Origin of the sequence: Shewanella decolorationis, from assembly GCF_004354305.1 — a bacterium.
Classification (GTDB): domain Bacteria; phylum Pseudomonadota; class Gammaproteobacteria; order Enterobacterales; family Shewanellaceae; genus Shewanella; species Shewanella decolorationis.
Genome location: NZ_CP037898.1, coordinates 2722890 through 2748946 on the forward strand (window position 1 = coordinate 2722890; position 26057 = coordinate 2748946).

At 45.9% G+C, this 26057-nt stretch carries 21 protein-coding genes and 9 tRNA genes; 17 read left to right on the top strand and 13 right to left on the bottom strand.

Going from position 1 to position 26057, the window contains the following annotated elements; translation table 11 throughout:
• Nucleotides 1-9: 9 nt before the first annotated feature.
• The 6 genes from atcB to EYR25_RS12420 all read right to left on the bottom strand — a co-directional run bounded on the left by atcB (nucleotide 10) and on the right by EYR25_RS12420 (nucleotide 2620).
• On the bottom strand, nucleotides 10-768 hold the full coding sequence (gene atcB / locus EYR25_RS12395; RefSeq protein ID WP_023265328.1) for a cold adaptation protein AtcB: 759 nt from the start codon (nucleotides 766-768) through the stop codon (nucleotides 10-12).
• Entirely contained in the window at nucleotides 768-1301 is a 534-nt protein-coding gene (atcA, locus tag EYR25_RS12400; RefSeq protein ID WP_165953495.1) for a cold adaptation protein AtcA, read from the bottom strand. The genes atcB and atcA overlap by 1 nt, the downstream gene beginning before the upstream one ends.
• Nucleotides 1302-1439: 138 nt before the next feature.
• Entirely contained in the window at nucleotides 1440-1724 is a 285-nt protein-coding gene (atcJ, locus tag EYR25_RS12405; protein ID WP_011622321.1) for a cold adaptation protein ActJcold adaptation protein ActJ, read from the bottom strand.
• 570 nt (nucleotides 1725-2294) lie between these two features.
• Nucleotides 2295-2371 (bottom strand) — tRNA-Met (locus EYR25_RS12410).
• A gap of 33 nt (nucleotides 2372-2404) precedes the next feature.
• Nucleotides 2405-2481 (bottom strand) — tRNA-Met (locus EYR25_RS12415).
• Between the two features lie 62 nt (nucleotides 2482-2543).
• Nucleotides 2544-2620 (bottom strand) — tRNA-Met (locus EYR25_RS12420).
• A 257-nt stretch (nucleotides 2621-2877) separates the two neighbouring features.
• Between EYR25_RS12420 and rlmKL the strand changes: the two genes are divergently transcribed.
• The 5 genes from rlmKL (at nucleotide 2878) to rmf (ending at nucleotide 9394) form a co-directional block, all read left to right on the top strand.
• The gene (rlmKL, locus tag EYR25_RS12425; RefSeq protein ID WP_133180420.1) at nucleotides 2878-5019 is read left to right on the top strand and encodes a bifunctional 23S rRNA (guanine(2069)-N(7))-methyltransferase RlmK/23S rRNA (guanine(2445)-N(2))-methyltransferase RlmL; all 2142 of its coding nucleotides are present in this window, start codon (nucleotides 2878-2880) and stop codon (nucleotides 5017-5019) included.
• Nucleotides 5012-5251 (top strand): glutaredoxin family protein, encoded by a 240-nt coding sequence (locus EYR25_RS12430; RefSeq protein ID WP_133180422.1) that lies wholly within the window; start codon nucleotides 5012-5014, stop codon nucleotides 5249-5251. Before rlmKL ends, EYR25_RS12430 begins: the two co-directional genes overlap by 8 nt.
• 1 nt (nucleotide 5252) lies before the next feature.
• A complete protein-coding gene (locus EYR25_RS12435; protein WP_133180424.1) occupies nucleotides 5253-7175 on the top strand; it encodes an ABC transporter ATP-binding protein in 1923 nt (640 codons plus the stop codon).
• A 28-nt stretch (nucleotides 7176-7203) separates the two neighbouring features.
• Entirely contained in the window at nucleotides 7204-9030 is a 1827-nt protein-coding gene (locus EYR25_RS12440) for a DUF3466 family protein (protein ID WP_133180427.1), read from the top strand.
• A 187-nt stretch (nucleotides 9031-9217) separates the two neighbouring features.
• The gene (gene rmf / locus EYR25_RS12445) at nucleotides 9218-9394 is read left to right on the top strand and encodes a ribosome modulation factor (RefSeq protein ID WP_011071969.1); all 177 of its coding nucleotides are present in this window, start codon (nucleotides 9218-9220) and stop codon (nucleotides 9392-9394) included.
• A gap of 107 nt (nucleotides 9395-9501) precedes the next feature.
• On the opposite strand, the gene fabA is transcribed toward rmf, so the two are convergent.
• Both fabA and EYR25_RS12455 read right to left on the bottom strand, forming a co-directional pair.
• Nucleotides 9502-10017 (bottom strand): bifunctional 3-hydroxydecanoyl-ACP dehydratase/trans-2-decenoyl-ACP isomerase, encoded by a 516-nt coding sequence (fabA, locus tag EYR25_RS12450; protein WP_011622326.1) that lies wholly within the window; start codon nucleotides 10015-10017, stop codon nucleotides 9502-9504.
• Nucleotides 10018-10091: 74 nt separating this feature from the next.
• Nucleotides 10092-11825, bottom strand: coding sequence for an AAA family ATPase (locus EYR25_RS12455; RefSeq protein ID WP_039977350.1), 1734 nt, complete (start codon nucleotides 11823-11825; stop codon nucleotides 10092-10094).
• A gap of 221 nt (nucleotides 11826-12046) precedes the next feature.
• Here EYR25_RS12455 and EYR25_RS12460 point away from each other — a divergent pair.
• The 10 genes from EYR25_RS12460 (at nucleotide 12047) to EYR25_RS12505 (ending at nucleotide 18300) form a co-directional block, all read left to right on the top strand.
• Nucleotides 12047-12137: transfer RNA gene (locus EYR25_RS12460), tRNA-Ser, on the top strand.
• 639 nt (nucleotides 12138-12776) lie between these two features.
• Nucleotides 12777-12867, top strand: a tRNA-Ser gene (locus tag EYR25_RS12465).
• A 503-nt stretch (nucleotides 12868-13370) separates the two neighbouring features.
• Complete coding sequence (gene uvrY, locus EYR25_RS12470; RefSeq protein WP_011622328.1) at nucleotides 13371-14015, top strand: UvrY/SirA/GacA family response regulator transcription factor; 645 nt, start codon at nucleotides 13371-13373, stop codon at nucleotides 14013-14015.
• Between the two features lie 109 nt (nucleotides 14016-14124).
• Nucleotides 14125-15954, top strand: a complete 1830-nt coding sequence (gene uvrC, locus EYR25_RS12475) for an excinuclease ABC subunit UvrC (protein WP_133180429.1) — start codon at nucleotides 14125-14127, stop codon at nucleotides 15952-15954.
• Between the two features lie 47 nt (nucleotides 15955-16001).
• Nucleotides 16002-16550 carry a CDP-diacylglycerol--glycerol-3-phosphate 3-phosphatidyltransferase gene (pgsA, locus tag EYR25_RS12480; RefSeq protein ID WP_011625896.1) on the top strand — a complete coding sequence of 183 codons (549 nt, stop codon included), beginning with the start codon at nucleotides 16002-16004 and terminating at the stop codon, nucleotides 16548-16550.
• 143 nt (nucleotides 16551-16693) lie between these two features.
• Nucleotides 16694-16769 (top strand) — tRNA-Gly (locus EYR25_RS12485).
• Between the two features lie 20 nt (nucleotides 16770-16789).
• A tRNA-Cys gene (locus EYR25_RS12490) sits at nucleotides 16790-16863 on the top strand.
• Between the two features lie 48 nt (nucleotides 16864-16911).
• Nucleotides 16912-16998: transfer RNA gene (locus EYR25_RS12495), tRNA-Leu, on the top strand.
• Between the two features lie 132 nt (nucleotides 16999-17130).
• A tRNA-Leu gene (locus tag EYR25_RS12500) sits at nucleotides 17131-17217 on the top strand.
• A 141-nt stretch (nucleotides 17218-17358) separates the two neighbouring features.
• A complete protein-coding gene (locus EYR25_RS12505) occupies nucleotides 17359-18300 on the top strand; it encodes a hypothetical protein (protein WP_133180431.1) in 942 nt (313 codons plus the stop codon).
• A gap of 384 nt (nucleotides 18301-18684) precedes the next feature.
• Here the strand turns inward: EYR25_RS12505 and EYR25_RS12510 are convergent, their stop codons facing one another.
• The 5 genes from EYR25_RS12510 to EYR25_RS12530 all read right to left on the bottom strand — a co-directional run bounded on the left by EYR25_RS12510 (nucleotide 18685) and on the right by EYR25_RS12530 (nucleotide 22836).
• Entirely contained in the window at nucleotides 18685-18960 is a 276-nt protein-coding gene (locus tag EYR25_RS12510; protein WP_133180433.1) for an HU family DNA-binding protein, read from the bottom strand.
• A 381-nt stretch (nucleotides 18961-19341) separates the two neighbouring features.
• Nucleotides 19342-20250 carry an ABC transporter ATP-binding protein gene (locus tag EYR25_RS12515; protein ID WP_133180435.1) on the bottom strand — a complete coding sequence of 303 codons (909 nt, stop codon included), beginning with the start codon at nucleotides 20248-20250 and terminating at the stop codon, nucleotides 19342-19344.
• Nucleotides 20247-21077, bottom strand: a complete 831-nt coding sequence (locus EYR25_RS12520; RefSeq protein WP_133180437.1) for an ABC transporter permease subunit — start codon at nucleotides 21075-21077, stop codon at nucleotides 20247-20249. The genes EYR25_RS12515 and EYR25_RS12520 overlap by 4 nt, the downstream gene beginning before the upstream one ends.
• Nucleotides 21078-21164: 87 nt before the next feature.
• A complete protein-coding gene (locus tag EYR25_RS12525; RefSeq protein ID WP_133180439.1) occupies nucleotides 21165-21830 on the bottom strand; it encodes a YceH family protein in 666 nt (221 codons plus the stop codon).
• Nucleotides 21831-21996: 166 nt separating this feature from the next.
• Nucleotides 21997-22836, bottom strand: a complete 840-nt coding sequence (locus EYR25_RS12530) for a CvfB family protein (protein WP_023265812.1) — start codon at nucleotides 22834-22836, stop codon at nucleotides 21997-21999.
• Nucleotides 22837-23312: 476 nt separating this feature from the next.
• Here EYR25_RS12530 and EYR25_RS12535 point away from each other — a divergent pair, with 476 nt between their 5' ends.
• Complete coding sequence (locus EYR25_RS12535) at nucleotides 23313-23465, top strand: hypothetical protein (RefSeq protein ID WP_011071981.1); 153 nt, start codon at nucleotides 23313-23315, stop codon at nucleotides 23463-23465.
• 461 nt (nucleotides 23466-23926) lie between these two features.
• The gene (speA, locus tag EYR25_RS12540; RefSeq protein ID WP_133180441.1) at nucleotides 23927-25840 is read left to right on the top strand and encodes a biosynthetic arginine decarboxylase; all 1914 of its coding nucleotides are present in this window, start codon (nucleotides 23927-23929) and stop codon (nucleotides 25838-25840) included.
• Nucleotides 25841-26057: the final 217 nt, after the last annotated feature.

The window sequence follows — 26057 nt, forward strand, 5'->3', positions numbered from 1 at the left end:
TAGGGATCCTTAATCTAAAAAGCTAAACATATCATCCACTTCTGCGTATTCGTCCGTGACTTGGTTTTTCTCTTTTGCTTGGATAACCAGTTCATTGACGAACTTGTTAATGATCATTTCCCAGCCAGAGCTTTCGTTACGCAGCAGGTTTTTAATGGCTTTTTCTACATCGGGCGCCAGCTCATGGATTAACGCCATCAGACTACGCGGGTCATCGAGGCTTAAGCTATGGGCTTCTTCACTGGCGACACGGCTGTCATAGCCGACGGTGTCGGTATCTTCTTCATCATCATAATAATCGTTGAAGTGGTCTTCATCGTCGTGGCGCTCGCCCAGCATCATCTCGATAAAGGGGATAGACAGATAGAAGAGGCCAGCGGGATCTTCGGCAATACACTCTAAAATGGCAGTTTGTTTTTCTTCGCTGTCTTGGATGCGAATTAAATAAGTCAAAAAATCAAAGGTATGCTGAATGAGTTCTTCTGCATTATTCTTGATTTTTTCTTCCCAATACAAAGGTTGCTGACAGACGATGTCGCGAATTTGCTCTGGGGTCATCAGCTCCGACATAATTGACGGGCAGGATATATCGTGGTGACTGTTGATTTGCGTCAGGGTCACAATATCCATTTTTTCAATAACTTCGACTAATTGCTCATCGTTCATTGTGGTGGCGATGAGTTCGAAACGTTTACTGGCCTGTTTTGGCTCGACATCGGCGAGCTCTTTAATCTCGGCAACGGTTATTTCAATGAGACTAGTGTTCATTAGCGGTCCTCATCATCGTACTGATCGTAATAGCCATCTTCCTCTTCGCCGTCATCATCGTCGTCATCGGAATAATCGGCGTAATCACTGTCTTCGTCTTCAAAATCATCGTCAGCGCTACGTTTAGGGGCTGGCGCACTTTTGCCTTGGTTTTCCAGTAAATAGAGTACGGCGCAGCTTTCAATCAGCAAATCTTCTGAATAGGCGCGTACCGCCAACACTAAGGGTAAATCGGCATTGTTAAAGCCAATAGTGACCTTGAACTCATCCCATTCGGGCTGCGTTGCGGTGTTTATCCAGTGAGCCCACTTGAGCTTGGCATCACTTGGAAATTTGACTCGGCCATAGAGTGCTACAGGCAGGTACTCGGGCACCGACTCGAGCATTTTAGGATCAGCCTGTAATACTTTTTTGATTTGACTGGTAAATTGTTCCAGTGCCTTGGGGGTATCCGGGTCATCATAGGACTCGATATTGTCATAGGCATTGGTCTTAAGCTCATTAATGCGTGAGATATTCAGTTTTTTGGCCATGGGCATGTCTCAAAATAAAAGCTATCAAACAAACAGCTTCTTAAATAAATCGTGTTGCAATAAAAGGTCCAAATTAAGGGGCTTGGCAAACTAAGCTCATTAATTTGGCACTCCCAGTGTTGCACTGGAAAAAACCGCTTAAGGGTAAAACTGATCCCATAATTCGCGCATGGCGCCATTGGGATCGGTCACGATCACATTATTGAAGTCTCGGATAAACGCATTTCTAAGCTTGGGATCTGAGAGCACCTCATAAGCTTTTTTAACGCGCTCAAGTTGTTGTGATGCTTGCTCTTTTTCTTCATCAGAGGCACCTAACAACTTATCGGGATGGTATTTGTTTGAGAGCCGGCGATAGGCTTTTTTAATGTCGTCTTCTTTGGCGCTAGGTTTAATACCGAGCACACTAAAGTGGTTAATCATATTTGTACCTGCAGGCGATGGGTTGTTATCGCAAGATAAAAGCTAAGTGCTGATTATCTGTCAATTTGTGGAATTATGATTAGTCAGCGATGGATCATAGCAGAAATGCGCATTAGGCGGCAAACGACTCTGTTGGCATTTATGACTGAAATCGTGGCGTTAATTAGGCTTGATGACAATTGCCGGCGCTTTTGGAAATGAGATATATAAAGCCAAACAGGGGGGGGGGAAAAGATAAGTAACCTGTGTGAGTTGACTGCTGGTTACTTGGAAGGGATTTAAACCAACAACCTTCGCCCGCTGTTTGAGCCCGACGCGCGAGTAGTTACAACTGATTGAAACAAATAAGGGGCACAAGCAGTGAATTTTAGGCATAAAAAAACCAACTTAATGCTGGCCTAATGATATTAAGTCGATAATTGGTTGCGGGAGCTGGATTTAAACCAACAACCTTCGCCCGCTGTTTATAAGGGGCTGAGCCCGACGAGCGCGCTATGGTCATTTTTCTATATGAATTTTAGACACAAAAAAACCAGCTTAATGCTGGCCTACTTATAGTAAGTCGATAATTGGTTGCGGGAGCTGGATTTGAACCAACGACCTTCGGGTTATGAGCCCGACGAGCTACCAAGCTGCTCCATCCCGCGTCCGATTATTACTTCTATTTTTTATCCATCAATTGGTTGCGGGAGCTGGATTTGAACCAACGACCTTCGGGTTATGAGCCCGACGAGCTACCAAGCTGCTCCATCCCGCGTCCGATATTGATGATTTACAAGATTGGATATCTTTTTGAATATCATCACCTTGGCTTTAAATTGGTTGCGGGAGCTGGATTTGAACCAACGACCTTCGGGTTATGAGCCCGACGAGCTACCAAGCTGCTCCATCCCGCGTCCGTCTCTAAAGCGGGGCGAACTATAACGGCAGCGCAGTGGCATTGCAAGGAGGAATTTCAAAAAAATGGACGAGTGCTTAAATATAAATCGTAATGGGGGAATTTCGGACAATCTGAACGCTATGGCATGTTAAGAGATGGATAAAAGCGTGCTAACTGTCTGACTAAATCGAGTTTCGGCTAATAACTGTTTATCTTTTATGTCGCTTCACAGGTATAATGTCGCTTTGATTTTGACTGCGTATTGATTATCCCATGCTTAATTTTTTTGCTGCCGCCCCTAAGGGCTTTGAATATAGCTTAGCCCAAGAACTGACAGAATTTGGTACGACTGAGATTAAAGAGAGTGTTGCCGGTGTCTATTTTACCGCGCCGCTTGCCTTAGCCTACCGTATTACCCTGTGGACGCGTTTGGCCAGCCGTATCGTGTTGGTGATCTATAAGGGCCCCTGTGAGTCGGCGGAGCAATTATATAACGCAGCTTATTGTATTGATTGGTCAGCTCATTTCTCCAATCGCAACACCTTTAGTATCGATTTTCACGGCACTGGCGGTTTTATCAACAACACCCAGTTTGGTGCGTTAAAGATTAAAGATGCGATTGTTGACCGTTTCCGTGATGACGGTGATGCCCGTCCAAACGTCGCCCGTATCGATGCCGACATTAAAATCGATGCCCATTTCCGTAATGGGGTGCTCACCATTGCGATGAACTTCTCGGGACCTTCTTTGCATCAACGCGGTTATCGCTCTACGACGGGTGAAGCCCCGTTAAAAGAAAACCTCGCCGCTAACATGTTGGTACGCAGTGGCTGGAAAGCCGCGCCAACCACCTTACTCGATCCTTTCTGCGGTAGCGGTACTGTACTAATTGAGGCCGCATTAATGGCTGCAGATATTGCACCAGGGTTGCAGCGCAGCCGTTTTGGTTTTGAGCATTGGCGCCGCCACGATAAAGCCACATGGCAAGAAATTTTAGAAGAGGCCAAGGCGCGTGCATCTTTAGGTGTAAAACGCTGCGAAGTGAAGTTCTACGGCTCGGATATCGATTCGCGCTTAGTGGCGTTGGCAAAACGTAATGCACAAAACGCCGGTGTACTTGATTTGATTGACTTTAAAGTCGCTAATGTGCTCAATGTCGAGCCGCCCGCCGCCGAAGGTTACTTGATTACTAACCCTCCCTACGGTGAGCGTTTAGGCAGTGTGTCTGAATTATTACAGCTGTATTACCAATTAGGCGACAAGTTTAAAAAGGAGTTTGGCGGCTGGAAAGTGGCTATGCTCTGTAGCGATATCGAGCTGATTTCGGCACTGAAACTCAAAGCCGATAAGCAGATGAAGATGTTTAACGGTGCGCTGGAGTGTGCCTTTAACCTGTATACCTTGCACGCGCAAAGCACTCGTCGTGATACACCTGTACTGCCAGAAGGGGTGGACATTGCCGATATCGCGCCAGCATTTGCGAATCGTATTAAGAAAAATGCCAAGCAATTAGAAAAGTGGGCGAAAAAAGAAGGTATCGACAGCTACCGTTTATATGATGCCGATATTCCCGAATATAACGTAGCGGTCGACCGCTACTTAGACCATATCGTGGTGCAGGAATATATGGCGCCGGCCAGTATTCCTGAGGCCGTGACAAAACGTCGTTTAAGCGATGTGCTCTTGGCGCTACCTGCTGCGATTGGGGTCGAACCGCACAAGATCACCATGAAGACCCGTGAACGTCAAAAGGGCACCAATCAATATCAAAAGCTCGATGGGCGTAAGCTTGAGCTTATCACCACCGAATATGGCGCTAAGTTTAAGCTGAATCTGACGGGCTATTTGGATACTGGGTTGTTCCTCGACCACAGATTAACCCGCCGTTTAGTGGGACAAAAATCGAAAGGACGCCGTGTATTGAACCTGTTCTCTTACACAGGTTCTGCCTCTGTGCATGCCGCATTAGGTGGCGCTAAGTCGGTCACGACGGTTGATATGTCAAACACTTATCTTGCGTGGGCGAAGGAAAACTTTGCGCTAAATGATCTCAGTGGCAAACAGTATGAGTTTGTGCAGGCCGATTGTTTGCAATGGATCCGCGATAGTGCGCTCGAGAAATCCGCGCAATACGATTTGATTTTTATCGATCCGCCGACCTTCTCTAACTCCAAGCGGATGGAAGATTCCTTCGATGTGCAACGTGACCATGTGAATTTACTAGGCATGCTTATCAAGCTGTTAAGTCCAAACGGGGAGATAGTGTTCTCCAACAACAAACGCAAGTTTAAGATGGACACCGACACCTTGACCAAGATGAACATCAAGGTGGAAAACATCGATGATGTGACTTTACCCATGGATTACAAGCGCAATCCCCATATCCATAATACTTGGCTTATCACCCATGCATAATGTATTGCCTGAGAGCTACGTGCTGTACCACACCGAAGGCTGTCACTTATGTGAACTTGCAGCGACATTGCTTCATGCCGCCGAGGTGACTTATACGGCCATCGATATTTGCGATGATGAAGCCTTAGCTGAACGTTATGGCGTGTGTATTCCCGTGGTGAAGGCCGCGGATGAGCGTTGCCTCTTTTGGCCCTTTGACGCTACCCAATTACAAGAATTTTTAGGAGCTTAGTTTGAGTCTGGTTCGTATCAATAATGGCTCGTTAGCCTATGGTTATACTCCGCTGCTGCAAAATGCCGATTTCACTATCGAGCGCGGCGAGCGAGTGTGTATTGTTGGCCGCAACGGTGCGGGCAAGTCGAGTCTATTGAAGATTTTATCCGGCGATGTGCTGCTCGATGAAGGGGAATTCAACATCGATGGCAGCGTCACCGTTAGCCGTTTGCAACAAGATCCACCAAAGGCGGAGCAGGGCTCGGTTTACTCTTATATCGCTGCGGGCTTAAAGGAAGTCGGTGAAGCGTTAGAGCAATACCATCAACTGTCCCACGATGTGGCTTATGCCGAACCTGAGCTGATGGAGCGCATGCTTAATCAAATGCAAAAGCTGCAGGAAACGTTGGATCATCACAACGGTTGGCAGCTTGACTCGCGCATCAAACAAAATTGTGAGTTATTAGGTCTCGATCCCGATAAATCCTTAAGTGAATTATCCGGTGGTTGGCAGCGTAAAGTGGCGCTTGCCCGTGCCCTCGTGAGTGGGCCGGATTTATTGCTGCTCGATGAACCGACTAACCACTTAGATATCGATACCATCGAATGGCTGGAAAAATTCCTGCTGGATTTCCAAGGTGCTATTGTGTTTATCAGCCACGACAGGGGCTTTATTGCCCGCATGGCGACCCGCATCGTCGATTTAGACCGTGGCGTGGTGACCTCATGGCCTGGCAATTACCAAGCTTACCTCGATGGTAAGCAAGAATGGTTAAGGGTTGAAGCCGAGAAAAACGCCTTATTCGATAAGCGATTAGCCGAAGAAGAAGTCTGGATCCGCCAAGGCGTTAAGGCCCGTCGTACCCGTAACGAAGGCCGCGTGCGTGCACTCAAGGCGCTGCGTCAAGAACGCAGTGAGCGCTTGAATCGTCAGGGCAATGCCAAGATGGCGGTGGCCGATACCGAGCGTTCGGGTAAGTTAGTCTTCGATGTGAAGGACTTAAACTACAATCTGCCCGATAAAAATCTGGTTAAGAACTTTAATACCACGGTACTTCGAGGCGATCGTATTGCGCTTATCGGTCCAAACGGTTGTGGTAAATCGACCCTTATCAAGCTGTTGATAGAGAAGTTACAACCCCAATCGGGTGAGGTGAAAGTCGGTACTAAGTTAGAGATTGCCTATTTCGACCAATACCGTGAGGCGCTGGATCCTGAGCAAACCGTTGAAGACAACGTAGGTGAGGGTAAAAAGACCATCACCATTAATGGTCAAGACCGCCATATCTTAAGTTATTTGCAGGATTTCCTATTTTCGCCGATGCGCGCCCGTACGCCAGTAAAGGCATTATCGGGTGGTGAGAAAAACCGTTTATTACTGGCTAAGTTACTTATTCGTCCGGCTAACCTGATTATCCTCGACGAACCGACAAACGATCTTGATATTGAGACCCTAGAATTGCTAGAGTCGCTGCTGACTGAGTATCAAGGCACACTGTTGCTTGTGAGCCATGATAGGGCCTTTATCGATAACACTGTCACCAGCAGCTGGTGGTATGCGGGTAATGGGCATTGGAGCGAGTATGTTGGTGGTTATCAAGACGCAATTGACCAAGGGGCAAAGTTTTATTCTGAGGAACCTAGTCAACCAAACACGGTCGAAGCTCCTGCGACAGTAAAAACCGCTGAGGTAAAAGTGGCCGAGCCCGCCAAAGCCGCGAAAAAACTGTCCTATAAGTTACAGCGTGAATTAGAGGCCATGCCTGAGTTGATGGAAACATTAGAGGCAGAAATCCTCGAATTGCAAACCACAGTGGCAAGCCCAGATTTTTATAGCCAAACACAGGATAAAATCAATTTGGTATTGAACTTGTTGGCGGATAAAGAAAAGCAATTGGAAGTTTGCTTCGAGCGATGGGAAGAGCTTGAGTCACTGAAGTAAACCAATAATAAAAATGGGAATAGAATTAATGAAGTCAAAGTTGGATAAAGCCCTCTCCTTGGTTGCCTTAGGTGTCCTTGGCGTATTACACAGTGCCCATGCTGCACCCGTCTATGAAATTGTTAATATTGACAATTATGATTTGCAAGGCACGCTCGAAGGCACTCGTAATGGTTATGCCTTAGGCGTGAATGCCAACGATGAGTTAGTCGGTATCGCTAAAGGTAAGAAAAAACTCAGTACATCCGATGTGGAAGGTGGGGTTATCGACGTTGAAGATGGTATCGCCCCTGAAGAAACCATTACTTACTCCATTACTGCAGCTATTGTTGCTAATAACTTTGCGTTTATTGCCGCGCAAAATGGTGCAGCTGGTGCATGGTTACCAACGTTTGACAGTATTAATGGCACTACGCCACCGAGTGATACTTCAGTTGTCAACTCAGTTGATACTTTTTACTACGGTATCAACGATGCTGGCGTAAAAGTCGGCAGCATGACTGCACCTGAAAAGAAGACGGAAAATACCGCGACGACAGATGACGCAACCGACTACTGGTATTACCGTGATTACGAATATCGCGGTGTTGCAAAAGTTGGCGATAGCGAAATCCCATTACCGCCACCTTATACTCAGTATGTGAAAGATGATAAAACCGTTGAGTTAGGCGGTTGGTCTGCGGCGACGGCTGTAAATAATAATAATTTAATTGTTGGTTATGCCAGTACTGATATCAGTAAATATGGCGGCGATCGGGTTGCTTACTGTTTAGGTACTGATAATACTTTACCGTTAGATGTGTGTATTCAGCGTGAGCAATATCCCAATACCCAAGGTACTCGCAATATTCAGTACCAAACCCGTGCCTATGTATGGCAACTGGAGAATGGCGCCGCAACGGGTACCGCTTTACCCTTAGGATTAACCCCTGCTAGTGATAATACGCTGACGTTTACTGCCCAAGCTCTGGGAGTGAATAATGACGGTGTGGTGGCGGGACGCTCGCATGTTTACCGTAACGGTAATACTGATAACTTACGTCAAGATGCCGCCTATTGGAGCAAAGATGCTGAGGGCAACTATCAATACCATTGGATCCCTATGGGGGATTCTGTTTCGAGTTCAATTGCTTACGATGTAAACGACAGTGGTATTGTCGTGGGAAGCTATCGCAGCTATATCCAAGGATATTTACGCGATAAGTTCTTCTACTTTGATATCAATACACCAGAAGTGCCTTATGTAACCCCTAATGATTTTGCGGCGACGACAACGGATCTTTCCAGCAAACCCAAAGATATCAATAATAAAGGTCAAGTCGTTGGCTATATTGAAACTACCTACGATAAGGAAAAACCGCGACCAAAGGCGGGCTTCTTATATGAAAAGTCAACAGGTGAGTTCAGTAACCTTAATAACTTGCTGACCTGTGAATCTAAGGGTTTTGAAAAGGGAGCTGATGGAAATTGGGCTCGTCATAAAGTTGAAATCACGGATGGTTCAGGTAAAGTGCTTAGCTACAATAGTGATATTCTGGTTGTTGAAGCCGCGAGTATTAACGAAGAGGGAACCATTGTCGGTACCGCCTTTATCCGTAAGCCTTCATATCAGTTAGATGCTAATGGAAATGTTATCGTGGGTGAAAATGGCCTGCCACTGTTTGAACTGAGCGGTAATGGTGAGCCTGTTACAGCCTATATTCCACGTATGGTCGTGTTAAAACCAACCACAAACGGTGAAGCATGTTCTGTGGATGACAGCACTGATACCGGCAATTACGAACGTAAAGGTGCCGCATCTCTAGCTTGGTTATTGGCCTTACCTTTGGTCTGGTTACGTCGTCGCGTTCGCTAATTTTTCAGCTTAAATTCAGACTCAAAAAATCGAGGCAAAATGCCTCGATTTTTTTTAATCATGATCTCAATAGTTTAATAAATAGTCGATAAAATGAACGATTTTTTGATTGATCTCGGCGCTGAAAAGCACTATCTCTATGGATGAAGCTGTTGCTTCTATATCACGTAGAACAGAGGACGCTTGCATGAAAAGACAAAAACGAGATCGTTTAGACAGAGCTTTTTCCAAAGGATTCCAGGCTGGTATTGGGGGCCGCTCTAAAGAGCTTTGTCCTTATGCAAATCTTGATTCGCGATCACAGTGGTTAGGTGGTTGGCGTGAAGGTGTGGATGGCCGAGTTAACGGGCTATTTAATAAATAACGAGTGTTTCTCGTGGATTAAATAGCCCAAAACAGACAGAGTAATGCAGCATAATTGCCCTCAGACGAGGGCATTTTTGTATCGAGTTGTGTAGGGTTCAGCACTGATTAGAAGGTTGAAGTGTCGCTAAATACGCCAACTTTTAAATCGGTCGCGCTATAGATTTGACGACCATCGACTTCTAGGATGGCATCGGCAATACCCATGACTAACTTGCGATGAATAGTACGCTTGATATTTAGCTTGTAGGTGACTTTTTTCGCGCCGGGTAACACTTGTCCGGTAAATTTCACTTCACCTACGCCCAGTGCGCGGCCTTTACCCTCTGCGCCTTCCCAGCCGAGATAAAAACCCACTAACTGCCACATCGCATCTAAGCCTAAACAGCCAGGCATAACTGGGTCGCTGATAAAGTGGCAGCCAAAGAACCATAAGTCTGGATTAATATCGAGTTCAGCAACAATTTCACCTTTGCCGAATTCACCGCCGTTATCGTTAATGGTAATGATCCTGTCGATCATTAGCATGTTGTCTACGGGTAGGCGAGGGGAATTTGGACCAAATAATTTCCCATGGCCGCAGGCGATGAGTTCTTCTTTATTGAAACTGTTTGCTTTATTCATTGTTTTACTACTCCAGCAATAAGAGCCGCCAAGATTAGCGAACACGTGTAAGCTAAACAACTCCGATCAGCTAATTAATGGCGAAATAATCCCAGTTTTGCGAGTAACCTCGTTATTAGGCCAATCTCCTCTTCGCCATTTCCAGCCAGCTTATCGAGCCGTTCTTGCACTAAGCCGTATAAGGAATCTTCTGGGAAGTCATTATCTTCATTGGCCACTCCGGCGGGCATCTGCATCAGCAGCTCCACTGCTTCGTCCATATGCTCAATCGCATAGATATGGAATAAGCCTTTGCCTACAGCTGTAATGACTTTGGGATGCAGATTCAGCTGTAACACATTTGACTTAGGCATAATGACGCCCTGTTCACCGGTGAGACCGCGACGTTCACAGAGATTAAAGAAGCCTTCAATTTTCTCATTAATCCCCCCAATAGCTTGCACATTACCGAATTGATCTAAGGCGCCGGTAATTGCAAGCGACTGGATAATCGGCTGCTCGGCAATGGCCGACATCAAACAGCAATATTCTGCGAGCGAGGCGCTATCGCCATCGATCTCTTGATAAGACTGCTCGAATACAATGTTGGCATTAAGGTGTAACGGTGCATCGCGACCAAAAATACGATACAAACAGGCAGAAAGGATCATCATGCCTTTGGCGTGGATATTACCGCCTAGTTCCGACTTTCTTTCAATGTCGGCCACTTCTCCATCACCATAATGCACGGTTGCAGTGATCCGCGCGGGTTCGCCGTAGCTATGGTCAATCGCATCGATAACTGTCAGGCCATTGATCTGACCTACCATAGCGCCTTCAGTTGGCAGATTTATGAAATTGTCATCAAAACTTTGCCCAGAGAATTCCTCAGAGCTGTTATGACGGTAGTTGGCTTGTTCAAGTGCGCGCTCAACACTGGCGGCATTGATTGTGGCTTTGCCGCGATAAACCTTAGCCTGAGCTATTAATTGGGCAAAATCGAGCATAGACAGACTTAAACGGCGTTGATGTTCAGTTAACCTTGCGCTGTATCTAAATAGTGGCGCAAGGCTTGATTGCTCTAGGCCGACATTAACGCTCTGCGCTACGGCTTGTAACCAACTGGCATATTGCATTTCTTTAAAGCGTGTCAGATCGAGTTCACTTGCCAGCTCAGCAAGCAAGCTAAAATGGCGCTGAAATTGCCAGTCTTCAGAGCGGATTTGGCTGTAGATTAAGCCTGCGCCAATCAGAATAATTTTACAATTTAGCGGAACTGGGCTGAGGTGACTGCTTATCTGATACTCTTTTTGCGTCAAGATTTGCATCACCAAATCCCATAAACTTTCGCGCTTCCACAGTGATTCGGCGCAAATAAACACATAGTGACACTGGGCGAGTGCACCCGGTTGATATTTACTAATGCTGCCAGATTGCACCATACGGCCAAGTAGATCGGCACGGCGGATATTGCCACTCAGGTAACGGTAACTGACATTTTTCTCGGCGATGGCGCCTTGACTGTCTAGTGGTGCGTCATATTGCCAATGGAATTGAATCGCTTTTTCCACTGGTCTCGTCGCGACTAGATATGCTGCCGATAATGGCTCTACGGTTTCCATTAGGGCTTGCATGATTAATTGTCGGTCGATGCCAGGAAAATCGGCGAGGTAGAGCTGTTGATCGGCAATGGCGTTATGTAACTTAAAGGCATCCAATACACGTTCTTGCCCTAAAAGAAGGGCTTTTAACCCTGTGGCCGATTGCGGCAGGGTAGGAAGGTTAAATTCAGGCGCGAGTGAGGATGATGGTATCAAGAGTGAATTCATATAAGCATTTACCATAAAAAGTTACTGCGATTTTACCATACCAAGACGGCAAGTCTCTTACTGTATAGGTGTTTTTGCGTTGGTTTACTCAGATATTGCTGAAAATTTGTCGGCTGTTTGCCTGAAAAAACATCTTGGTGAACATAAGATGAGCATTTAACACAATATTGAAAAATTGCTGTTTACAAGCACCGGTGATGCTTATATCATTTGCGCCATTCGGAGGGGTGGCAGAGTGGTTTAATGCACCGGTCTTGAAAACCGGCGTGGGTTTATAGCCCACCCAGGGTTCAAATCCCTGCTCCTCCGCCATATTCTACGGAAAAGCCATCAGCAATGATGGCTTTTTTGTTTGCGGAATTTGAATCCCAGGGTTCCTTATTCGAAGCACAGCCCCTACGTTATATTCCGCGAAATGCCATCAGCTATGATGGATTTTTTGTTTATAGAATTCGAACTTTGTCACTTTCCTATAATGCATTTAACCGTCACTGAGCAGAGTTAGCTCGACCAACTAAGTGTTTGTCTAGTCCTGAAATAAGTTAACTCTCATTTACTTAAGCAAACTTGTATTTGCCTCGCGAGTTTCTTCCCATATTCTTAACTACTTATTAGTACGGGCACTTGCATCGCCAATTTGCCTTCATATGCCTTTAGTACGCTTTGATTTGAGTGACTTTATATCGAGCCTTTATTACGGCTATATAAAGTGGCTACTTTAAGGGATTGTTGAGTTAAATGGGTTAAAGGGGCGTGTGTATTGAGCGCAGCGTGTTTGTGCCTAAGTGGCCATAAGCGCCACCTTAAGTGTGAATACAAGGGATTTTGGGTGAAGATTAGACGTTATTCGATGGTTTTATCGACGGCTGCATATCAAATCGCCAATCAATTCAATTAATAATAAATTTAGGTTTACAACCCGAGGGGAGATAGCTATTATCTCGCTCGTTCGGAGGGGTGGCAGAGTGGTTTAATGCACCGGTCTTGAAAACCGGCGTGGGTTTATAGCCCACCCAGGGTTCAAATCCCTGCTCCTCCGCCATATTCTACGGAAAAGCCATCAGCAATGATGGCTTTTTTGTTTGCGGAATTTGAATCCCAGGGTTCCTTATTCGAAGCACAGCCCCTCCGCAATATTCCACAGATAAACCATCAGCAATGGTGGCTTTTTTGTTTTTGGCATTTGAACCCTCGGGTTCCTCATGCTAAGCGCTGCTTCTCCATCTAATGTTATACAAGACTGCTAAACAATTCGCGGCTCTTTGCATTTTGGCCTTCCATTCTATTGTGTTTAAAACTTGCGGCGTTGAGCACACTCTTGGCCATTTGCCGTGAATACCGAAACCAGCAGCGCCCTAAGCGCAGAATTTAAACTGGGTTAATGAGTCCGTTGTTCCTTTAAATATCATCTAGTTAACAATATTCATTTTATGCTTTGCGAAATGCCATTGTTGGGCTAAATTACCCTGATAACCTATATTCCGGTTGCGGTATTCTGATTTGACTACACTGTGTTAGTCGACATTGGTTAAAGGTGGATAAAAGTTGATATCGATATATTTAGTTGACGACCATGAGCTTGTAAGAACTGGGATCCGCCGCATCTTAGAAGATGAACGTGGGATCAAAGTCGTGGGAGAAGCGCCAGATGGCGAAACCGCGGTACAGTGGGCGAGACAAAATGAAGCCGATGTCATCTTAATGGACATGAATATGCCTGGGATGGGGGGGCTTGAAGCCACGCGTAAAATTTTACGTTATCAGCCCCATGCCAAGATTATTGTGTTAACTGTGCATACTGAAGATCCTTTCCCCAGCAAAGTGATGCAGGCGGGCGCGTCCGGTTATTTAACCAAAGGGGCGACACCTCCCGAAGTACTGCAAGCGATACGTCAGGTTTCCCGTGGTCAGCGTTATTTATCTCCAGAAATTGCCCAACAAATGGCATTGAGCCAATTCAATCCCGCCGATGAGAATCCGTTTAAAGCCTTGTCCGAGCGTGAGCTGCAAATTATGTTGATGATCACCAATGGTGAAAAGGTCAATGATATTTCTGAGCAGCTCAACTTAAGCCCAAAAACCGTTAACAGTTATCGTTACCGCTTGTTTGCCAAACTAGGGATCAGTGGTGATGTGGAGCTGACTCGTTTAGCGATCCGCTATAAAATGTTAGACGCTGGCCATTTCTAATGGCCGCTTGTGTCAATGTTTCTAACATGAATTAAGTGTTAGTTGTGAGTGTGAAGACGATATATCAAGTTGTGTTGAAGACCGTGAGTAAAAGAGTGGGTGTATAACGATGTCGACAGGTTTTAACGCCCAGAGTTTTTTACGCACGGTTTCATCCTCTGCTGGGGTTTATCGCATGTATGATGTCAATGGTGACGTCATCTATGTGGGTAAAGCCAAAGATCTTAAGAAGCGCTTATCTTCCTATTTCCGTAAAAACCTTGGAAATGTGAAAACCCAAGCGCTGGTGTCCCATATCCATCATATCGATGTGACGTTGACCCACAGCGAGACCGATGCGCTGCTGCTTGAGAATGACTATATCAAGCAGTACATGCCCAAATACAATGTGTTACTGCGGGACGATAAGTCATACCCTTATATTTTCTTGAGTCAGCACGAGCATCCACGCCTCGCATACCATCGCGGGCCGCAGCGGGAGAAGGGCTATTACTTTGGGCCTTATCCTAATGGCGGCGCGGTGCGTGAAAGTTTACACTTGATGCAAAAGCTGTTTCCTATCCGCCAGTGTGATGATCTCTATTATAAATCTCGCACTCGCCCCTGCCTGCAGTACCAGTTATCCCGTTGCAGTGCACCTTGCGTCGGTAAGGTCAGTAATGCGGAGTATGATGAGCAAGTTAAACTGGCGAGTCTGTTCTTAAAAGGGAAAGACAAGCAAGTCATCAGTGAACTCGTGGCTAAGATGGAAGAGGCTGCCGAGCAGCAAGCCTATGAGCAAGCCGCGCGTTTTCGCGATCAAATTATGGCGCTGCGCCGCGTGGCCGAGCAGCAAGAAGTCTCAGGTAATACTGGGGATATGGATGTTATCGGTGTGCATTACGCCTCGGGCATTGCCTGTTTTCACTTGCTATTTATCCGCGAAGGTAAAATTTTTGGTAGCCGCAGCTATTATCCAACGGTGCCTGCGCAAACGGATATCGAAGAAGTCTTACGTTCCTTCCTATTACAGTTTTATTTAAATGCCGATATTCAACGCACCATTCCTAAGGAAGTGGTGATAAGCCATCACTTTGAAGAATTGCATGAGTTAGAAGCGGCCGTCTCTGAGGCGTTAAACAAAAAGTTCAGCATCAAAACCAATGTGCGCGCCGATAGGGCAAGCTTTTTGCGCCTTGCGCTGACCAATGCCACCAATGCGGTGATGACGCGTCTGTCCCATAAAAACACCGTTGAACAGCGTTTTGTCTTGCTGGAGGAGATCCTCGAACTCAATGCGCCAATCCAGCGGATGGAGTGTTTCGATATCAGCCATACCATGGGGGAGAGCACGGTAGCCTCCTGCGTGGTGTTTAACCGCGAGGGGCCACATAAAGCCGAATACCGCCGCTACAATATCGAAGGCATTACGCCCGGCGATGATTATGCCGCGATGAAACAAGCCATTAGTCGTCGATTTGATAAAATCGATGCCAGCGGCAAAATTCCTGACATCTTATTTATCGACGGTGGCTTGGGCCAGCTACGTATCGCCCAGCAAATTGTTGATGAGAAATTTGTCAATTTAGATAAAGCGCCGCAACTGATTGGGGTGGCAAAGGGGGAGAGCCGTAAACCCGGGCTTGAAACCTTAATCTTTGGCGACACTGAAAGTAGCTTTTCCCTCGAAGATGACTCGCCAGCGCTGCACCTTATTCAACATATTCGCGATGAGTCCCACCGCTTTGCTATTACTGGCCATCGCAATCGTCGCCAGAAAACCCGTAACACCTCGACGCTCGAGTCGATTCCTGGGATTGGTCCTAAGCGGCGCAAGGCGCTATTGCAACATCTTGGTGGTTTACAGGAAGTGAAGGGGGCGAGTGTGGCCGAGTTAGCGAAAGTACCCGGTATTAGCATAGAAATGGCACAAACCATTCATGATACATTGCGAGGGTGATAAATTTAAGGCAAGATTGGCGCTGCTTTTGACTAACTGGTTTGATCATGCCGTTTAACTTACCTATAGCATTAACCCTTTTTAGGCTTTTTTTACTGCCCATCTTCGTGGTGCTTTTTTATCTGCCGTACAGTTGGACTCCCTTCGTTGCTGCATTTGTGTTTTGGCTTGCCGCCATTACCGATGCCTTGGATGGCTATGCCGCCCGAAAACTCAAGCAACTCACGCGTTTTGGGGCTTTTCTCGATCCCGTTGCCGATAAACTGATGGTGATCACCGCGCTGGTGTTGCTGGTGGAGCAATATGCCGATATCTGGTTAACGCTGCCGGCACTGTTTATGATTGGTCGCGAAATTGTGATTTCAGCCTTGCGTGAGTGGATGGCCGAATTAGGTAAGCGCGGGACGGTTGCGGTTTCTTGGATCGGCAAATATAAAACTGCTGCGCAGATGGTGGCGATTATTGGCCTGATCTGGCAATACAACCCACTCATGATCACCGCGGCATTTGTGCTGTTATATATCGCTGCCGTGTTAACCTTCTGGTCAATGATGAGTTACATTTTAGCCGCTTGGAAAGATTTAACGGCTGAATAGCACAATAAAAGATCAAAGAGATTATTTAGTGCGCAAGCAGTAAGTTATCGATAAAACAGCGGTTGACACTGCATCGTAAATAGGTAGAATGCCTCCCCGTAGACGAGAGACGAAGTGAAAACAAAATCTTAACTCTGCATGATGCGACATTAGCTCAGTTGGTAGAGCGATACCTTGCCAAGGTATAGGTCATCGGTTCGAACCCGATATGTCGCTCCAATCTAAATGATTGGAAAGATGGCGCGATGGCAGAATGGCTATGCTGCGGATTGCAAATCCGTCGATCTCGGTTCGACTCCGGGTCGCGCCTCCATAATTAAGATATTAATGACACGATTCCCGTCGTTAATATAAAGAGTTTGCCCGAGTGGTGGAATCGGTAGACACAAGGGATTTAAAATCCCTCGCTGGTAACAGCGTGCCAGTTCAAGTCTGGCCTCGGGTACCATTATTATAATGGTGACAGCTCAAAGCGAGCTGAAGCATTAAATTTCGTTATTTATATTTTTGAAATATAAGTAAAGTAACGAAGTAAAGAGTTAAACAATATCAACAGCACTGCTTGCGATATTCAGAGTTTGCCCGAGTGGTGGAATCGGTAGACACAAGGGATTTAAAATCCCTCGCTGGTAACAGCGTGCCAGTTCAAGTCTGGCCTCGGGTACCATTATTCTTAGTGAATAGTAAAAAGCCTCGACATTAGTCGGGGCTTTTTTGCATTTAAAGCACGCGATTTTTTCTAGGTTTGTTTTGACATGTTGTTGATTTAGAATGGATGGCCATATTTATTTAGTGTGTGATATTTTTTATGCACAAACCCCTTATATATCTCGATCTGAATATCGTAAGTGCTCAGGCAAACGGCAAGCTTACAATTCAGAAGCCTAATGATGCAGTGTTAGTCTATTCGAAAGAGCACTTTTCAGAGATACGAAGATCTGCCGATCCAGATAAGTACCTTGATGTGCTCGAAAGCTTTGACGCGCAATTAGTCGATTCAGAGTTAGACGCGTCATTCAAGGAGACTGGGCGAACGTTGCTAATACAAGGAAGCAGTCCTCAGCACCATTTCAACCAATATCTCGAAGCTATCAAGGACACTTCATACAATGAAGAAGTCATTTATCCTTTAATTGCGTGGGTCAATGGAGGGGCGGTGTTAGATAACCTTGTTCAAATGCCTGTAGTTATGAAGGAGCAGTTGTCCGAGCTCCTAGCTATACTGCCTGATGAGTATCGACATCGACTAGGGGATGTGGACGCGGTTCAAGATAGCTTTGAAAAAGCCATAAAAGACATATCGGAGAATGATAATCATATAATGCAAACTCGTGCGGCGTTTGGTGTTCCGAGATCCGGATTAACAAACATAGAAGGCCCCGACCAGCTTAAAAAGATATGGGAAATAGTCTCAACAAACGTTTCTCAGCCAACAATAGACGAGTTTTTTGGGTTCAAGCCCAACAACGTATTCGTGCCAGCAAACACTGAGGTGAAGTATGGCATCATCGCATGTTGCGCAATGTTCGATCTGTTAGGTTTTCACGCAGAGCAAAAGTCCCGAAAACTTGGATCTATCGCGAATGTTCAAAGCGACGCCCGACATATTGCCATGGCCGCAAGCTGCTCAGCCTTGTTGACATCTGATCATCGGATGGCTGAAAGAGCCAGAGCTATATACGAATACCTTCAAAACGGCACAACTGTCTGTGAGGTTCAAATAAGGAAATTGCAAAATCAGAAAAAGTAAATATTGTCAATAAAGTGGTTGCTAACTTCCGACGATGCTTTGGTTGAGCATTAAAAACGAAGGTTTATATGCCTTGCCCTCACAGGACTCAGATAAGTCTTGGAGTTTCGCTTTAAAATTAGTCTCTATTATCATTATTATAGGCACCTTTTGCTGCTTGCATTTTTATGTGATTAAAGCACAAGAACTCATATAAACGCCCTTAAAATGGATTGCTTGATGGCAGCTATGGCTGTAGTGCATGGTTAAGCGACTGACTTTGCGAGCTTTAAAATGGATGGAATATTTATTAGGCCTCTTACCATCAAAACTCATTATCAAACTTAAATCGTTAACTTGTATCCACAAAAAAGTGCCGTAGTTTAACGACACTTTATTCACATCCTATCCATTTACTGCTTGTTTAAGCGCTGTCGCTGCTTTAAAACTTGGCTGGTTAAAGCCTGCAATCTCCATCATCTCGCCAGTTTGTGGGTTCCGACCCGATTTAGGTAAATGGTAACGTAACTCGAAGGTGCCAAATTGTGGCAGGAAGACTTTCTCACCTTCGCTTAAGGCGATATGGATCTGTTGCAGGATCTGTTCGACAACAGGTTTAGTGCTGGCCTGGGACTGTTCAAGCGAAGTGGCAATACGTTGGATAAGTTGTGCTTTGTTCATTGAAACCTCTGAATTCAGCGAAAGAGCAGGAAAGGGGAGTTATAACAAGCTCGGGATCAGATTGAAAGCCTAGGTTTACCAAAGTGGCTTAACTGCTGCTTTATTGGTTAGTGGTGGTAACTCACCTTTTCTTTGAAACGGAAATACTCCCCATATAAGCAGCGTTAGGCCCTAAGTTGACCTGTAGCGTTTAGCGCTAAAGTGGACGTTAGAGGATCAAGCGTTTTAACACTGATAGTTACGACTGTTCCAACTTTGATAGGGTGTAAGAAATGGCATTGCTTTCGCTGTGTATAAACAACACTGTGTTTACTGAGCGCCCTTGCGGGCGCTGTAAGAGTTGGTTTAAGCGGTGGAATTATGGCTGGACTTATCGCGGGCTTAAGAAAATAACGTTTCTTCCAATGTGCGTCCTTTCAGCAGCATCTTATATTGCCAATGCTGCTGCTTAAATAGGGCGAGCAGGGCAGTTTCAAACTCATAATGGTGATTTGCCGTGTCATCTAATTGGATAACAAATACATGGGCTTGTTTTGAGGTGATATTCACTACACCGGGTATTTGACCTACTGTTTGGATAAGCGTTTCACTGTCGCAGTGTTCCATGGTGAGGGTGAGATAATCACTGCCGCTATTGGATGAGCGCATCGAAATGGATTGGCCCAACTCACCTTTATCTAGATACAGCACTTGGTCACAGAGCTTTTCGAGCTCGTCCAAGTTATGCGAGCTGATAACAAAGGTGGTTGTGGGCGAGAGCGTTCTGACGAGTTCACGGATTTTCTTAGCATTGGCCGGGTCGAGTCCTGCGGTGGGCTCGTCGAGTAATACCAGCTTGGGTGAGCCGATTAAGGCTTGGGCAATCGCCACTCGTTTACTCATTCCATGGCTTAGGCTCGGTGGCTTTTGCTGCGCCACCTCGGCTAAGTCCACTAAATTCAGTACTCGCAGGGCTTCTTGATTTGCCTGTTTGCTATCCATTCCTTGAAGACGCGCAAAGAAGCTTAACTGGCTGATAATGGTTAAATTGGGATCGAGCGTTGCATCCTGTGGAAGGGCGGCAATTTGGCCTAATAATGTAGGACTATTGGGCGCTTCTCCCAAAATATGCACCTTGCCCGCGCTTGGGGTGAGGTAACCGCAGAGCAGGCTAAACAGTGTGGTTTTACCTGCACCGTTAGGGCCAACCAAAGCGATAGGCGCTCCTGATTCGAGGGTTAAGTTAACGTTATTGAGCGCTTTTTTGCTGCCATAGTGTTTGGACAGTCCTTGGCATTGAATGAGGATCATAGTTGACTCCTTTGGATATAAATGCGGCCAAGGAAAAGGGCGAATGCGGTTTGTAATAGGGGAATAGGCGCGTAGACAAAGCTATTGAGTCCATTGGTGTTGACCATGTTCGACAGTTGAGCGCCCGGCAATATCCATTGTAACCCTTCAAATAAGCTGGATTGATTACCCAAAATCAGCAGTGCAATCGAGACGACCGTCCACAAGATGGTGGCGAGCACCATGGCCTGTCTAGCCGTGTTGGCATAGAGGGACAATAGGGTCATGACCGCGGTAAAGGGTAAAATCACGATAACTAGGTTGACGCCGACCAAGGCGCCCGACGTTAATGCGGGTAATAACAAACCAATATCGCGCGTTAATGCTAGTGCTATGGTGGCAAGGATGGTCAATAAGATCAGTAGACCTTGGATTAGGATTTGCCCTAAGAAGCGACCAAAAAGTAGGCTATCTTTGCTAGTTCTTATGGTATAGAAGCGCAATGTGCCGCGGGTTTTGTCTGAGGAGAACTGATCGGCGGCAATCAAAATACTGAACATCGGAAACAGATAAAGTGCAAAGCACCAGAAGATGGCCATTTCCGCCACGGGCCAGTCAAACAGTACATTGAGTGCTTGGTTGCCTAAGAGGCCGTCGATCAGATCTTTGATATTGGGCTGCATCAATAGGGTCGAAGCGCCTTGGATGGGGTAGAGCAATAGCATGCCCCACACTAATGCAAAGGCGATAAGGGCGATAATCCCGCGAAGGTTAAATAGAAATTTTCGACATTCAAAGCCAGCGATCAAAAGCATGTTGTTGAATGTACTGGGAGCGTTCGGTGTCATTCGCTGTCTCGTTAGTGAGTGAGCGGACAAACTTTCACGTTAGTCATCATTAAGAGCGACCATTCGCGAAAGTCGTCCGCGGCGCGGTTAGGATAAAGAAGCGATAAGCGAGTCTAACTTATCTTTAAGTTCAGCCACTTGCTCTTCAAGCTGCGTGACTCTCGCTTCCAGTTGTTGTCTATCCTGCTCGTTTAACGGGTGTGCATCTGTATTGGTGGCATTGGTGAATGACGCGGCGCTAATTTGCTCTGCACCTTGGGAGAATAACTCAGTATAACGACATTCACGCTTACCCGGCTCCCGTGGTAGCTGAGCTAGCACGGGTTTATCTCGCTCCATCAATTGCTTAATGCAGGCTTCCACTTCGAGCACATCTTTAAAGTCGTGCAGCCTGTTGCTGCGGGTACGCAATTCGCCCGGCGTTTGTGGGCCGCGAAGTAGCAGCAAACAGACAATGGCTACCGCCGCGCTGGAAAGTTGTAACTCGCTAAATTCGGTGTTACAGAATCTGTGCTTATATTTGACGACTCGGCTACCAAAGCCCGATTGCTCGCTGATTAAGCGCTTTTTATTCAATGAATCGAGGGCATCTTGAACCTGCGCTTCGCTTAAGTCCAATACGGGATCGCGGCTGGTTTTTTGATTACAGGCGAGGGTCAGGGCATTGAGTGAAAGCGGGTATTGCTCTGGGGTGGTGACTTCTTTTTCAAGTAGGCAACCGATAACTCTGGCTTCGTGTAACGTGAGTTCCATATAAGCTCCAAAGAAAAAAGCATGGCTTTGTTATAACAGAGCCATGCTTAATATCCTAGCGCTTGTCTGTAAACCGAGGTTTAAGGCCAACTATTTGTACAAATAAAGCACTAACATTAGGGGGCGAGAGTGCTAAGTTCCGTAATCGGTTGACTATTCTGCCTACTCAGTCTGCTTCCGTCAGGCGTAAGCCATCATCGTCGATACTTAATTTACCCGCTTTAAACAGGCCGCCGATGCTCTTCTTGAAGGCTTTTTTACTCATACCGAGTTGCTCGTAAATCACTTCGGCATCGGTTTTATCGGTCAGCGGTAAGAAGCCTCCCGCTTGCTTGAGTTTTACTAAGATAATGTGAGCGTGCTTATCGAGCTCTTGCTTACTGCCTTGCTGTAAGACCAGATCGATTTTGCCATCGCGGCGCACTTGTTTGATAAAGCCTTTAACCCTTTGGCCAAAACGCAGCTTTTGGAACACTTCATTTTGGTAAATCACGCCCCAGTGGGCATGGTTAATAATGGCTTTGTAGCCTAAATCTGTGGTGCCACCGATATATAAGTCGACCTGTTGACCCACTTCGTACTGAGCCGGGGTTTTATCGAGGAACTTATCGATTTTTGATGAGGCGACAATACGTTCATCCGCGCGGTTAACATGCACGTAGACGAGGTAAGAGCGGCCTTCTTCGATGGGTTTATGCTGCTCGCCAAAGGGCAGCAGTAGATCTTTATCTAATCCCCAGTCTAAAAATGCCCCGTAAGGACCCGTTGCCACGGCTTTTAAGTAGGCAAATTCTCCTACTTGCGCTAAAGGCTTACGAGTTGTGGCAATGACGATATCTTCAGAGTCCAGATATAAAAATACCTCCAGCCAGTCACCGACTTGGCAATCTTTTGGGGTGGCTTTGTTGGGCAGTAACACTTGGCCAAATTCGTGGGCATTTAAATACACACCGAAGCTGACTTGTTTTACCACCTCAAGTTTGCAGGTTTTTCCTATCTGTACCATGGAACTCTCTATCTAAGGATGTCATTCGGCGGTGATTATAACCGCTTTATCTGTAAACGGCAGCTTCCAGATAGGCTTTTACGTTGATAGTCGTAAATGAACAGTCGCGCTGCGATAAAATAATATTGCTGATGTGTGCAAATGTTATCGAATTATCTTGATTGGCTATTAAAAAATATTGAACGCACTTAGAGTGTGGGTGATATTTAATTTATTGATTTTAAATAGATAACTCTGCTTTTTGCTGGCCAGCCTGTTAATGCGGTGTTTATTATATTTTAATGAAAAATATTAAATGAGATTCTTGCTTGCATTCTGTGACATTGCGCGGTTTAATTGCGCCGTTTAACGACTTCGCTCGTTACAGACATGACAAATATTACGTGAGTTGTAATGATTTTATGGTTCACAGGTCATTCACCGTGTAACGTACAATTTATAATGGTTACATGGGGTTAAGAGGAATTGTTTAGCTAATGCACAAGCATCCATTTTTTGCTCTTTGCCTAAAAGCATCTCAATGCCAGCGCTCAATCGTTGTGCCCTATGACGATACTAGCCTTAAACATCTCACGTTAATCCGTATCAATTCTGGCCGCGAAGAAGCCAACAGTCCCCTGTTACAATAATCTTGCCTGTTATTAAGTGCGTAAGCGTTTGCTTAGCCACTTAATATGTAATGTTGTTCCTTTAGTGTTACCTATAGTTGTCGACATGCTTGAAACCCTCTTTGGATATTTGGGGTCTTGAGCGGTGATGCGACGCCTAATATAAGGGTTTTGAGTGTTTTTTGACCTCAAAGCGCGCTAAGGTTAATGCCATTGGTGAGAAACCAAGGCGATAAAAGGGAATATAAATGCCATCTCCTACTATCGCCAAAGTAATCAGAATCTGGGGTCTACCCCGGCTGCGTTAAGGAAAAACGCATCAATGTCACCTCTGCTGGGGGGATTTTGCTGCATTAAACAGGGTGAAAACATCCTAATTGTATGTCAGGTAACCGTATGATTACCTGGGTTTGTCGAACGGGCGGTCGTGCAAGAATGCAGTGGCCGTTTAACCCATTTTTTTATAGACGGGCTAAATAAAAATGAATGATTGGTCTATTGATGCTGCTCGTGCTGGGTACAACGTTACCCACTGGAGCCAAGGGTTTTATGGGATCAGCGACCAAGGTGAGGTGACAGTGTCGCCGGATCCTAAGAATCCTGATCACAAGATTGGCTTAAATGAGCTAGCAAAAGACATGGTTAAAGCAGGGGTCGCTTTACCTGTATTAGTTCGTTTCCCGCAAATTCTGCACCACAGAGTGAACAGTTTGTGCCAAGCATTCGACCAAGCGATACAAAAATATGAGTATCAGGCGGACTATTTGCTGGTTTACCCCATTAAAGTAAACCAACAAAAAACTGTGGTGGAAGAGATCCTTGCGAGCCAAGCATCAAAAGAAGTTCCACAATTAGGCCTAGAGGCAGGCAGTAAGCCAGAATTAATGGCCGTATTGGCCATGGCGCAAAAAGCCAGTTCAGTGATCGTATGTAACGGTTACAAAGATAACGAATACATTCGTTTAGCCTTAATTGGTGAAAAGTTAGGCCATAAGGTCTACATCGTTTTAGAAAAACTGTCTGAGCTGAAGATGGTGTTAGCCGAGTCTAAGCGTTTAGGAGTGAAACCTCGCTTAGGTCTACGTGCTCGCCTTGCCTTCCAAGGTAAAGGCAAGTGGCAAGCCAGCGGCGGCGAAAAATCGAAATTCGGTTTATCAGCAGCGCAAATTCTGACCGTGGTTGATCAGTTAAAACAAGAGGATATGTTAGATTCTCTGCAGTTACTGCACTTCCACTTAGGCTCGCAAATCGCCAACATCCGCGATATTCGTCAAGGTGTGAGCGAAGCGGCGCGTTTTTACTGTGAATTACGTGAGTTAGGCGCCAGCATTAACTGCTTCGACGTTGGCGGTGGTTTAGCGGTGGATTACGACGGTACCCGTAGCCAAAGTAACAACTCAATGAACTATGGCTTAAGCGAATACGCGAACAACATCGTCAACGTGCTTACCGATATCTGTAATGAATACGAGCAACCTATGCCACGTATTATTTCAGAATCTGGCCGTCACTTAACGGCGCACCATGCTGTGTTGATCACCGATGTGATTGGTACTGAAGCCTATCAGGTAGAAGAAATCCAGCCGCCTGCGGAAGAGTCACCACAGCTGCTGCACAACATGTGGCAATCTTGGACCGAGATCAGCGGCCGTGCCGATCAACGTGCTTTGATTGAGATTTACCACGATAGCCAAAGTGACCTGCAAGAAGCGCAATCGCTGTTTGCCTTAGGTCAATTAAGCTTGGCTGAACGTGCCTGGGCTGAGCAAACGAACCTGCGTGTATGTCACGAAGTGCAAGGTTTGTTAAGCACCAAAAACCGTTACCACAGACCGATTATCGATGAGTTAAACGAAAAATTAGCTGATAAGTTCTTCGTTAACTTCTCATTATTCCAATCGTTACCGGATGCTTGGGGTATCGATCAGGTGTTCCCTGTGCTGCCACTGTCTGGTTTAGACAAGGCGCCAGAGCGCCGCGCCGTGATGCTGGACATCACCTGTGACTCTGACGGTATTGTTGACCAATACGTAGACGGTCAAGGGATTGAAACCACGCTGCCTGTGCCAGCTTGGAGCGCTGAAAGTCCTTACTTGATCGGCTTCTTTATGGTGGGTGCATATCAAGAGATTTTAGGTGATATGCATAACCTGTTTGGTGACACCAACTCTGCTGTGGTGAGCATTGAAGAAAACGGGGTGACCAATATTGAGTCGGTCCTTGCAGGTGATACGGTTGCTGACGTACTGCGCTATGTTAACTTAGATGCCGTTGACTTTATGCGTACTTACGAAGAGTTAGTGAATCAGCACATTGCCGAAGACGAACGCGCCCAGATTTTAGAAGAACTGCAAGTGGGTCTGAAAGGTTACACTTATTTAGAAGATTTTTCTTAATATTGAGTGTGTTAAAAAAGTCGGCCTAGGGACACTTAGGCTGACTTTTGTTTTTTATAGCCTATTATTTTTGCTAGTGCGTTGCCAAGGTGAGTGTGTTGCTTTTTGCTGGCGAGTTGTAAAGGTGAGTGCGTTGCAAGGCCGGCACCTTGTAAAAGCTAGCTCGGTGGTTTTATTGCGGCGCTAGTCGTGTAAAAATAGCCGCGCGAAATTGATG

Excerpts from the sequence above, each read along its gene's own strand:
- EYR25_RS12515 (WP_133180435.1), bottom strand. The coding sequence starts at position 20,250 with ATGATCCTCATTCAATGCCAAGGACTGTCCAAACACTATGGCAGCAAA.
- EYR25_RS12440 (WP_133180427.1), top strand. The coding sequence starts at position 7,204 with ATGAAGTCAAAGTTGGATAAAGCCCTCTCCTTGGTTGCCTTAGGTGTC.
- EYR25_RS12530 (WP_023265812.1), bottom strand. The coding sequence starts at position 22,836 with ATGGTACAGATAGGAAAAACCTGCAAACTTGAGGTGGTAAAACAAGTC.
- EYR25_RS12520 (WP_133180437.1), bottom strand. The coding sequence starts at position 21,077 with ATGACACCGAACGCTCCCAGTACATTCAACAACATGCTTTTGATCGCT.
- rmf (WP_011071969.1), top strand. The coding sequence starts at position 9,218 with ATGAAAAGACAAAAACGAGATCGTTTAGACAGAGCTTTTTCCAAAGGA.
- EYR25_RS12505 (WP_133180431.1), top strand. The coding sequence starts at position 17,359 with ATGCACAAACCCCTTATATATCTCGATCTGAATATCGTAAGTGCTCAG.
- EYR25_RS12525 (WP_133180439.1), bottom strand. The coding sequence starts at position 21,830 with ATGGAACTCACGTTACACGAAGCCAGAGTTATCGGTTGCCTACTTGAA.
- atcJ (WP_011622321.1), bottom strand. The coding sequence starts at position 1,724 with ATGATTAACCACTTTAGTGTGCTCGGTATTAAACCTAGCGCCAAAGAA.
- EYR25_RS12535 (WP_011071981.1), top strand. The coding sequence starts at position 23,313 with ATGCACAAGCATCCATTTTTTGCTCTTTGCCTAAAAGCATCTCAATGC.
- uvrC (WP_133180429.1), top strand. The coding sequence starts at position 14,125 with ATGTCGACAGGTTTTAACGCCCAGAGTTTTTTACGCACGGTTTCATCC.
- atcB (WP_023265328.1), bottom strand. The coding sequence starts at position 768 with ATGAACACTAGTCTCATTGAAATAACCGTTGCCGAGATTAAAGAGCTC.
- speA (WP_133180441.1), top strand. The coding sequence starts at position 23,927 with ATGAATGATTGGTCTATTGATGCTGCTCGTGCTGGGTACAACGTTACC.
- fabA (WP_011622326.1), bottom strand. The coding sequence starts at position 10,017 with ATGAATAAAGCAAACAGTTTCAATAAAGAAGAACTCATCGCCTGCGGC.
- rlmKL (WP_133180420.1), top strand. The coding sequence starts at position 2,878 with ATGCTTAATTTTTTTGCTGCCGCCCCTAAGGGCTTTGAATATAGCTTA.
- pgsA (WP_011625896.1), top strand. The coding sequence starts at position 16,002 with ATGCCGTTTAACTTACCTATAGCATTAACCCTTTTTAGGCTTTTTTTA.
- EYR25_RS12510 (WP_133180433.1), bottom strand. The coding sequence starts at position 18,960 with ATGAACAAAGCACAACTTATCCAACGTATTGCCACTTCGCTTGAACAG.
- atcA (WP_165953495.1), bottom strand. The coding sequence starts at position 1,301 with ATGGCCAAAAAACTGAATATCTCACGCATTAATGAGCTTAAGACCAAT.
- EYR25_RS12455 (WP_039977350.1), bottom strand. The coding sequence starts at position 11,825 with ATGAATTCACTCTTGATACCATCATCCTCACTCGCGCCTGAATTTAAC.
- EYR25_RS12430 (WP_133180422.1), top strand. The coding sequence starts at position 5,012 with ATGCATAATGTATTGCCTGAGAGCTACGTGCTGTACCACACCGAAGGC.